The sequence below is a fragment of the Nonomuraea sp. NPDC050022 genome (genome assembly GCF_044460705.1).
Classification (GTDB): Bacteria; Actinomycetota; Actinomycetes; order Streptosporangiales; family Streptosporangiaceae; genus Nonomuraea.
Genome location: NZ_JBITKE010000029.1, coordinates 20,744 through 28,913, shown reverse-complemented (window position 1 = coordinate 28,913; position 8,170 = coordinate 20,744). Strand labels below are relative to the sequence as shown.

Annotated in this window: 9 protein-coding genes; 4 read left to right on the top strand and 5 right to left on the bottom strand. The window is 70.0% G+C overall.

Features of this window, described 5'->3' with window-relative positions; all coding sequences use genetic code 11:
* Nucleotides 1-449 precede the first annotated feature (449 nt).
* Entirely contained in the window at nt 450-584 is a 135-nt protein-coding gene (locus ACIBO2_RS58525; RefSeq protein ID WP_358549314.1) for a hypothetical protein, read from the bottom strand.
* Here ACIBO2_RS58525 and ACIBO2_RS58520 point away from each other — a divergent pair.
* Together ACIBO2_RS58520 and ACIBO2_RS58515 are read left to right on the top strand one after the other, a co-directional pair.
* Nucleotides 536-952, top strand: a complete 417-nt coding sequence (locus tag ACIBO2_RS58520; RefSeq protein ID WP_358549307.1) for a heme-binding protein — start codon at nt 536-538, stop codon at nt 950-952. The genes ACIBO2_RS58525 and ACIBO2_RS58520 overlap by 49 nt on opposite strands.
* A gap of 22 nt (nt 953-974) precedes the next feature.
* Nucleotides 975-1,925: a TolB family protein gene (locus ACIBO2_RS58515; protein ID WP_397305334.1), complete on the top strand. Its 951-nt coding sequence runs from the start codon at nt 975-977 to the stop codon at nt 1,923-1,925.
* Between the two features lie 214 nt (nt 1,926-2,139).
* Here the strand turns inward: ACIBO2_RS58515 and ACIBO2_RS58510 are convergent, their stop codons facing one another.
* Together ACIBO2_RS58510 and ACIBO2_RS58505 are read right to left on the bottom strand one after the other, a co-directional pair.
* A complete protein-coding gene (locus ACIBO2_RS58510; protein ID WP_358549146.1) occupies nt 2,140-3,240 on the bottom strand; it encodes a hypothetical protein in 1,101 nt (366 codons plus the stop codon).
* A 94-nt stretch (nt 3,241-3,334) separates the two neighbouring features.
* Nucleotides 3,335-4,762 (bottom strand): alpha/beta fold hydrolase, encoded by a 1,428-nt coding sequence (locus tag ACIBO2_RS58505; protein WP_358549143.1) that lies wholly within the window; start codon nt 4,760-4,762, stop codon nt 3,335-3,337.
* Nucleotides 4,763-4,864: 102 nt separating this feature from the next.
* On the opposite strand from ACIBO2_RS58505, the gene ACIBO2_RS58500 reads away from it, so the two are divergent.
* Both ACIBO2_RS58500 and ACIBO2_RS58495 read left to right on the top strand, forming a co-directional pair.
* Nucleotides 4,865-5,938 (top strand): sensor histidine kinase, encoded by a 1,074-nt coding sequence (locus tag ACIBO2_RS58500; RefSeq protein WP_397305332.1) that lies wholly within the window; start codon nt 4,865-4,867, stop codon nt 5,936-5,938.
* Complete coding sequence (locus ACIBO2_RS58495; RefSeq protein WP_358549137.1) at nt 5,935-6,573, top strand: response regulator transcription factor; 639 nt, start codon at nt 5,935-5,937, stop codon at nt 6,571-6,573. The genes ACIBO2_RS58500 and ACIBO2_RS58495 overlap by 4 nt, the downstream gene beginning before the upstream one ends.
* Here ACIBO2_RS58495 and ACIBO2_RS58490 read toward each other — a convergent pair.
* Both ACIBO2_RS58490 and ACIBO2_RS58485 read right to left on the bottom strand, forming a co-directional pair.
* Nucleotides 6,568-7,935 (bottom strand): MFS transporter, encoded by a 1,368-nt coding sequence (locus ACIBO2_RS58490; protein ID WP_397305331.1) that lies wholly within the window; start codon nt 7,933-7,935, stop codon nt 6,568-6,570. The two genes, ACIBO2_RS58495 and ACIBO2_RS58490, sit on opposite strands and share 6 nt — an antisense overlap.
* Nucleotides 7,932-8,108 (bottom strand): hypothetical protein, encoded by a 177-nt coding sequence (locus ACIBO2_RS58485; RefSeq protein WP_358549131.1) that lies wholly within the window; start codon nt 8,106-8,108, stop codon nt 7,932-7,934. Before ACIBO2_RS58485 ends, ACIBO2_RS58490 begins: the two co-directional genes overlap by 4 nt.
* Between the last annotated feature and the right edge of the window lie 62 nt (nt 8,109-8,170).

Sequence of the window (8,170 nt, the reverse complement as noted above, 5' to 3'; positions counted from 1 at the left end):
GAGCCCGTCGCAGTGAAAGCTGCACGGCGGGTTCGGGAGGAGGCCGTCGGAAAAGGACCTGTGCATCAGGAACCTCGCCGACGGCCCACCTCACGATGTCCACCAAGAGCGGCACGTCCGCCGGTGCGGCGAGAACGTGAGGGCACGAAATGAGGTGCACCGGAGTGTCCTGGACAATTGATCAAGCTTGGTTTCCGCCTCACTGCATCAGCCCGCACCCGTCCCCCGCACAGTCGCATGCCGAGCGACTGACGTGGAGCGCGCCGCGTGACCACGGTCGAGACGTGCGTGTCGTCGCGTGGACCTGCGAGTGCGGCAGTCCCTTCTACGAACTGTGCCAGGCGGGCGGCCAGCGATTTATCAGACGCACCCGAAACGAGCCGAACATGCGGATCGTCGACGAAAGTGACCGATGGAATGCCCGGCAGGCGAACGCGCGGTGGAACGCCTTACTCCTCGGCCTTCTCCTCTGAGGAGACGAGTTCCTCTGAGGAAGCGAGGAACTGGTCTTCGACGCGTTCGACCACGCGCACGCCTGGCGACTGGGCACCCGAATCGCCGCGATCGCTCAGGAAGTCGGCCACAAGGGCAGGAAGCCGGCCACAAGGTGGGTATCGACATCCGCCGGCCCGGCCTGATCCTCTTCCGCGCCGCTCTGCCGGGGATCACCCCCGACCAGGACACCTGGATCGCCCGCAAGGCCGCCGTCGTCCTGCGCATGGAGGCCAGCAGCGCGCTCGTGGACGCCCGCCTGTCCGCCATGGGAGCGAATCCGGTCGCGGCCGGATGGCTGGGTGTCGAATACGCGGTGACCGGCGGATCGTTCCCCATTCGGGTTCGAGAAGCCGGGGTCGTCGCGACAGCCACCGCCTCCGGGCTGTCCTCGCAGGAGGACCATGACCTCATTGTCGAAGGCATTCGCGCCTACCTGGCTGAAGGAGCGGGCAAGTGAGCGACCAGGACGGAGACGGCAAGTGAGCGATCGGCAAGAGAGCGGGCAGCAAGAGAGCGGGCAGCAGAAGGTGCCGCAACGGCGGTTGCGGCCCGGGCAGCGTGCCCGGATCCGTGTCTGGGATCGCCACACCGGAGCCGTGCGTACGGTGTCCGAGTCGCGCGATCGCCTCTACGAGGCGCCGAACTGGACGCACGACGGCCGGCTGCTGGTCAACGGCGACGGGAAACTCTGGCTCCTGCCCGTCGACGGCTCCGAGCCTCCCCGGGAAATCCCCGCGGAAGGGCTGCCGGACGTCAACAACGACCACGTCCTCGCCCCCGACGGGGTGACCGTGTTCGCGTCGGCGAACGACTGGCACATCTGGCAGGTCCCCCTCACCGGAGGTACGGCGCGTCGCGTCACCGCCGATGACGGCGGGATGCACTTTCTGCACGGCGTCAGCCCCGACGGGCAACGGCTGGGCTACGTTCGCCTGACCCCGGAGGGGGACAACTGGTGGGCGTCGGCGACCATCCACACCGTCGGCGTCGACGGGCGGGGAGATGTCGCCGTCACGACCGACCCGGGCCCCGCGGACGGATGCGAGTGGACGCCGGACGGCGAGTGGATCGTGTTCAACACCGAACAGTTCTCCACCACCCCCGGACACGCCCAACTCGCCCGCGTACGGCCGGACGGGACCGAGTTGGCGCAGCTGACCTTCGACGAGCGCGTGAACTGGTTCCCGCATGTCGCCCCGACCGGCGACGTCGCGGTCTACCTCAGCTACCCGCCGGGCACCACCGGGCACCCCGCCGACCTGCCGGTCGAGCTGCGGCTGGTGTCGGTCGGCGCCTGGCAGGAGCCGACCACGCTGGTCGCGCTCGACGGCGGGCAGGGCACGATCAACGTGCCCAGCTGGGCGCCGGACGGATCGGCGTTCGCGTACGTGGACTACCCCTCGGACCAGCCTGCGAGGAGACTCCCATGACCCTGGTGCGCCGCACCGCGATCAACCCACTGCCGTGGACCCTCGGCGACAGCGGCTAGCAGCGCACGCGTCGCCGGCGTTCCTGCGGCAGCACCCGTACTTCACCACGCCAGATGGAGGCGACGCCTGACCGCCGCGGGTGGTGATCATCGGGATGATCGCCACCCGCGCTTCCCCTGGACCCCTGTCAGGAGACGGTCCAGCCAGGCGACCGCTACTGGACCCGCTCGAAGGGTGCCGGTGCCTTGCCGGTCCAGCGGTGGAGCTGGGCGAGGCCGGTCTGCTTGGTCACCCCGTCTTCCACGACCGTGCCCTGCTGGGCGACGTAGTAACGGCCGTCGTCCAGCGAGGCCAGGCCGTACTGGCCGCCGAATTCCCAGCCCCAGATGCCGGTCGCCTGGTCATGGAGACCCCGCTCGACCAGAGAGAGCGTCTTGCCGCGCTCGGGCTGCGGCTGGCCTTCGATGGGCTTGATCACAGCGGGCTTGGCGCCGTCGATCATGAAGAAGGAGTAGTTCGGGAACTGCGGCTTGATGCCCTTGTACGCCGCCATGAACCAGTTGCCGGTGTGGCCGTCGTACTCCAGGTTCTGCACGCCGTAGGTGGTGTTGCCGGTGCGGACGAAGTACTTGCCGTCGGACTTGTCGGGGCCCGAGGTGTGCGGGTCGGTCTGGGTGAGCGGGCGTTCGTACTGGCGCCACTGCTTGATGTCGTACTGCAGGATGACCTGGTAGTCGTTGTCCTGGCGGTCGGCGTTGGCGTAGATGCCGTACGCGACGGTCAGCTTGTCGCCGCCGCCGCGCTTGCCGAACGCGGGGCCGAAGGCGACGCCGTCGATGCCGCTGCAGCCGTAGCGGTGGTCCGGCGTCTTGGCCGTGTCGCCGTCGAAGACGCCGTCGCCGTTCATGTCGGCGCTGTAGTCGTCCACCACGTCCTTGAGGTAGACGGCCGTGACCACATCGGAGGTCTCGGCGTTCATGTCGAGGCTGGTGATGCGGTCCACGTCGAAGATGGCGATGTAGAACGACTTGGCGGCCTTGTACTCCAGGGAGCCGTACACGCGGCCGTCACGGCTGTTGAAGTCGAGGTCGCCCAGGTGGCCGGTGAAGCCGGTGACGGAGCCGACCGGCTTGCCAGCGAGGTCGGTCTTGACCAGGAGGTTGGTGAAGGAGAAGTACATGAACCCCTTCTTCTGGTCGATCGCGATCCCCTGTACGTGGCCCGACGGCCAGGCTCCGCCGTTCACCTCCGCCGGCAGTCGCGACGGCCGGTCGGCCGCCTGGGCTGGGAGGGCGAACAGGACCGACGCTGTCAACGTCGCGAACAGTATGTGAGCGACCCGCATGTTCTTCCGCGTACCTTTCGGTGGATCAGTGCTGACCGACACCATAAAGGGACACGCAGGAACTTTACTGACTATTGTTCGACTCTCTTGTGGCCTCTTGTTGAACGCTGGAGGCCGGAGGCGCGCACTTCACCCCGCGCGATGGGAGTCGGCGGGTGATGATGTACCGGCTGACATGGTCGATGACGCACGGATTGGCCATCGCCGCGAAGAGGTTGTGGCCGGGACCGTCGAAGCCGATGGTCCGGCTGCCGGGAACCTGGTCCACGACCCGCTTCGTGGCCGCGTAGTCCTGCCAGGTGCCCGCTCCCAGGATCGGCGGCAGTTTCCTGGGCAGCGGTTTCGGCGGGTTGGCGGTCGGGGCGGGCCAGCCCGCGCAGGTGAGTTGCGCGTGCCACGCGAGCGGGAACGCGGCGCCGGTGTTGGGCGCGATCCGGCGCAACCGCTCGACCGTGTTCATCACCTGCTCCTGGCTGGTGGCCCTCGGGAAGTCGAGGCATTCCTTGACGCCGCCGCCCGGTACGCCGGGGTACGGATAGCGGCTCGAACCGGCGAACCCGGACGCGTCGCCGCCCTCGGCCGCCTTGATGGCCGCCGCGACCGCGTCCCACTGGGCGGGGCCCCTCTTGATCTTCTGGGCCAGGAGGGCCTGCAACTGCGTCCCGTCATAGCGGGCGTTCACCTGGGGAGCCGGGATCGGCTCCTTGTCCGCCTTGGCGACCAGCGCCCGCCAGCGGCGCTCCGTACCGGGCTCCGCCCAGTCGAGGAACCGCTTCATGAAGCGCTCGTTGTCACGGGCGATGGCATCGAGCTCCCGATCCCAGTCGCGGGCGGCGTGGTTGCCGGTGCCGTCGATGTACATCGTGCGTACCCTGTTCGGGAACAGCCTGGCGTACGCCTGCGCGATCGTGCCTCCGTAGGAGGTGCCGATGAAGTTCATCCGCTTCTCGCCGAGTGCCACCCGCACGGCCTCGGCGTCGCGGGCGTCGCTTGCGGAGTCCATGTGGTCGAACAACGGGGGATCGGTGTCGCGGCACTTGGCGCCCCTGGCGCGGTTCTCGGCGATGAGGCGCTCGAAACCGGCCTGGTCGGTGGGGAACGGCGGGGTACGCAGCACGCTCCAGTCACACTGCAGGACCGGGCTGCCGAGCCCGGGATAGCCGCGCGGGTCCCACGTGACGATGTCCATCGAGGCGCGGAGCTTGGCGAAGATCTCCGGGCGGGAACGCATGAGCGCGATCTGGCCGCCCTGCGGACCGCCGAAGTTGACCAGAACCGACCCCTTCTTGGCAGCGGTGCCGGTGGCGGGCAGGCGGCCCACCTTCAGGATGATCTTCCTGTCGCTCCGCGGCGACAAGGCGACGGAAAGGTCCGCGCAGACCATCTCGGAGGTCCCCTCTCCTGGACACGGTTGCCACTGGAGGGTCTGCGGCGGCGCCTGGGCCGGAAGGGATGGAGCCATGACGGCCAGCGCGAGGAGGGTTTGGATCATGTCTCCACGCTAGGGTCGCCGCCCTCGTACGGGCTGTCGGCGAAAGTTGTCGCTTGTGTAGGCGAAGGTCGTCGGAGTTGAGGGATCAGTAGAGTGGCGCGCATGTCCAGGTTCGCTGTCGTCGCCCTGGTGGTGATCGCCGACACGGTGCTGCTGTGGCTGGACGGGACGGTCGGCTGGGGGCTCGCCGGGTACGCCGTGCTGACGGCGCTCGTCATGACGCTGGGCGCCCGGCTGCCGTTCGGGGCGTTCGTGGTCGCCGTGCCGATGGCGGTGGTGTCCGGCGCGTCGCTGGTCCTTCTGGCCTGTACGAGCTACCAGGCCGGACGCCGCATGCGGTCACGCGGGGAGGAGGCCCTGACGATCGGGGCGACCGTCGCCTACGTGGGTCTGCTGCTCATGATCGCGCACCGCGCCATGATGCCACCCGAGCCGTGGCTCGTCCTGGCGCGGGCCGTGGTGCTGGTGGTCCTGCCCGTGCTGGCCGGCCGCTACCTGACCCGGCAGGACGAGCACCAGCGCCGCGAGCGGGAGCTCGTCGCCGAGCAGGAGCGCCTGCGCGAGCGGTTGCGCATCGCGCGGGACATGCACGACTCCCTGGGACAGGCGCTCAGCCTGGTGTCGGTGCAGGCGGCGGCGCTGGAGGTGGCCGTGCTGCCGGCGCATCAGCGGCAGGGAGTACGCGACCTCGCGCGCGCCGCGCGGGCGGCCATGGATGAGTTGCACGTGGCGGTGGGCCGCCTGCGTGGCGACGACCCGCCCGGGCCGGAGGGAGATGATCCGCCCGGATTGGAGGGGATTGAGACGTTGGTCGCGGAGTTCAGGCGGGCCGGTGTCGCCGTGCGGCTCGAACGCTCCGGCAAGGCCGTCCCGCTGGGCGGCGCGGGCGCGGGCCACGCCGCCTACCGGGTCGTCCAGGAGGGCCTGACCAACGCCGCCAAGCACGCCCCCGGCTCGCCGGTCACCGTCTCACTCGACTGGCAGCCCGACGCCCTGCTGCTCGGCGTCGACAGCCCGGCTCGTGGCAGCGCGCCGACGATCTCCACGGGTGGCACCGGGCTCACCGGGCTGGCCGAACGCGTCAGCTCGGCGGGCGGGTTGCTGCGCGTCCACGACGAGCCGCACACGTTCCGGCTGGTCGCGATGCTCCCCGTCGCGCTGGAGGCCGTCGCGTGATCAGAGTACTGATCGCCGACGACGAGCCGCTCATCACCACGGGTATCCGGACCGTCCTGGAATCGGCCGGTGACATCGAGGTGGTGGCCGGCGCGCGGAACGGGCGCGAGGCTGTGGAACTCGCTCGCCGCCACCGCGTCGACGTGGCCCTCCTCGACATCACGATGCCGGTGTTGGACGGCCTGGCCGCCGCCGCGCAACTGGACGGACCGCGCGTGGTGATGCTCACCGCCTTCGGCGACGACGAGAACGTACGGCTGGCGCTTCAGCGGGGCGTTTCCGGATTCCTCCTGAAAAACTGCACGCCGGACGAGCTGATCCGTGCGGTGCGCGCCGTCCACGCGGGGGAGGCGTACCTGTCCCCGGCGGTGACCAGGCAGGTGATCGACATGGTCTCGCCCGGCGCGGACGAACGCAGGCGCGAAGCCGTCCGGCGGCTGGCCGTCCTCTCCGCTCGCGAGTCGGACATCCTCGCCCTGGTGGCCGAGGGGTTGTCCAATGCCGAGGTCGGCAGGCGGGTTCACATGAGCGAGGCGACGGTCAAGACTTATGTGAGCCGCATGTTCGCCAAGCTGAAGTGCGCGAACCGCGTACAGGCGGCCCTGCTGGTCCGCGACGCCATGCCGCCGTCATAGCCGAGCCTTCGCCGGCGACGTCATCGCCGCGCGGATGCCGCGCTGGAGCAGGGCGGGCAGGCAGAGTACGGTGCCCAGCGCGCCGATCCACACCGCGGCGGCGAGTCCGCCCAGAGCGGTCACCGCGGCGGCAAGCAGACTGCCCAGCGCGATGGCCCCCCACAGGAGGAATCGCTGCACCGAACCGACCCGGCCCAACAGGGATTCCGGGGTGAGGACCTGACGCATCGTGAGCGAAGTGGGGCTGAAGGCGCCCTCGCCGACGCAGTGCACGATGCTCCCCGCGACCAGCCCGATCGCGCCGGGTGTCCCGCCCAGGGAGCCGAGCGCGGGCATGGCGACGATGCCCAGCACGGACACCGACGCGGCCAGTACGAGTGTGCGCGGCGAGCCGAGACGGCGGATCAGCCGGGTCGACAGGAGGTTCCCGATCGGGTAGCCCGCCGCGGCGGCACCGATCACCACGCCGATCCAGCCGGGGGACAGGCCGAGGACGTTGCGGCAGTAGAGCACCAGGCTCGTCTCGACCATGGACAGTGCCAGGACATAGGCCGTGCCGCACGCCAGGACGGGCCGGAGGATCGGGTGCCGGAGCGCGAACCGCAGCCCCTCGGCGATGTCGCGCCGCATCCAGCCGGGCTCCCGCCCGGTGCCTGGAGCGGTGGTGGCCGATCCAGGCGCGGTCTCCGGCGCGGTGGCGCCCAGTTCGGTGGTGCCCTTCTCGCGGTGGCGGATCAGCGCCAGCGAGGTGAGTGACGCCGCGAAGCTGACCATGTTGGCGGCGATCGCCCCGACCAGGCCGAGCGCCGCGATGACCGGCCCGGCCGCCATCGGGCCCAGCGCCTTGGCCGCCGACTCCGACAGGGCCAGCCGCGTGTTGCCGCGATGCAGCGCCTCCGCCTCGCCGTACAGGCTGGGCAGGTAGGAGGTGTACGCGACCTGGAAGAACACCACCGCGCACCCGCTCACCAGGATCAGCGCGAACAGCACCGGAAACGTCAGCCCGCCCAGAACGGCCAGCACCCAGATCGCGCCGAACGCCAGCACCTGCACGCCGTCGCAGACCAGCATGACGGTACGGCGGGGCAGCCGATCGACGATGGCCCCGGCCGGCAGGCCGAGCGGGAGGAAGGGGACGAACAGCGCGAACGGCAGCAACGCGGCCTGCGCCGGGGAAGCGCCCAGGACGGTCACGGCCAGCAGCGGCAGCGCCAGCGTCATGAACTGGTCTCCGAACAGCGACAACGACTGCCCGGCCCAGAGCAGGCCGAAGTCACGGTCTGCCGTCCGGCGCGTCGCGCGCCCCAGAGGCGGTTCGTCACGCGACCGGTCAGTGGTCGCGGAGCCGGGCCGCTTCGTCATGCGGACCGCCAGAGCTCACGGACCCGCGCCCTCATGCCGACCGCCGGAACCCGCGCCCTCATGCGGCCCTGACCGCCGATCACGAAATCGACGTCGTCACCGCAGAAGAGCGGATAAGGCTCCTCGTTGCGGGTGCCCGGTTCGGTGGCCCGGCCGTTCGGGTGTTGGAACATGCCGCGAATTGTGCCGACCGCCGCCCGTCGGGTGACAGCGGCGATCGGACCTATATATGCCT

Bases quoted from the DNA above. Each gene is read 5' to 3' on its own strand.
- ACIBO2_RS58505 (WP_358549143.1), bottom strand. From the start codon at position 4,762: ATGATCCAAACCCTCCTCGCGCTGGCCGTCATGGCTCCATCCCTTCCG.
- ACIBO2_RS58500 (WP_397305332.1), top strand. From the start codon at position 4,865: ATGTCCAGGTTCGCTGTCGTCGCCCTGGTGGTGATCGCCGACACGGTG.
- ACIBO2_RS58490 (WP_397305331.1), bottom strand. From the start codon at position 7,935: ATGACGAAGCGGCCCGGCTCCGCGACCACTGACCGGTCGCGTGACGAA.
- ACIBO2_RS58485 (WP_358549131.1), bottom strand. From the start codon at position 8,108: ATGTTCCAACACCCGAACGGCCGGGCCACCGAACCGGGCACCCGCAAC.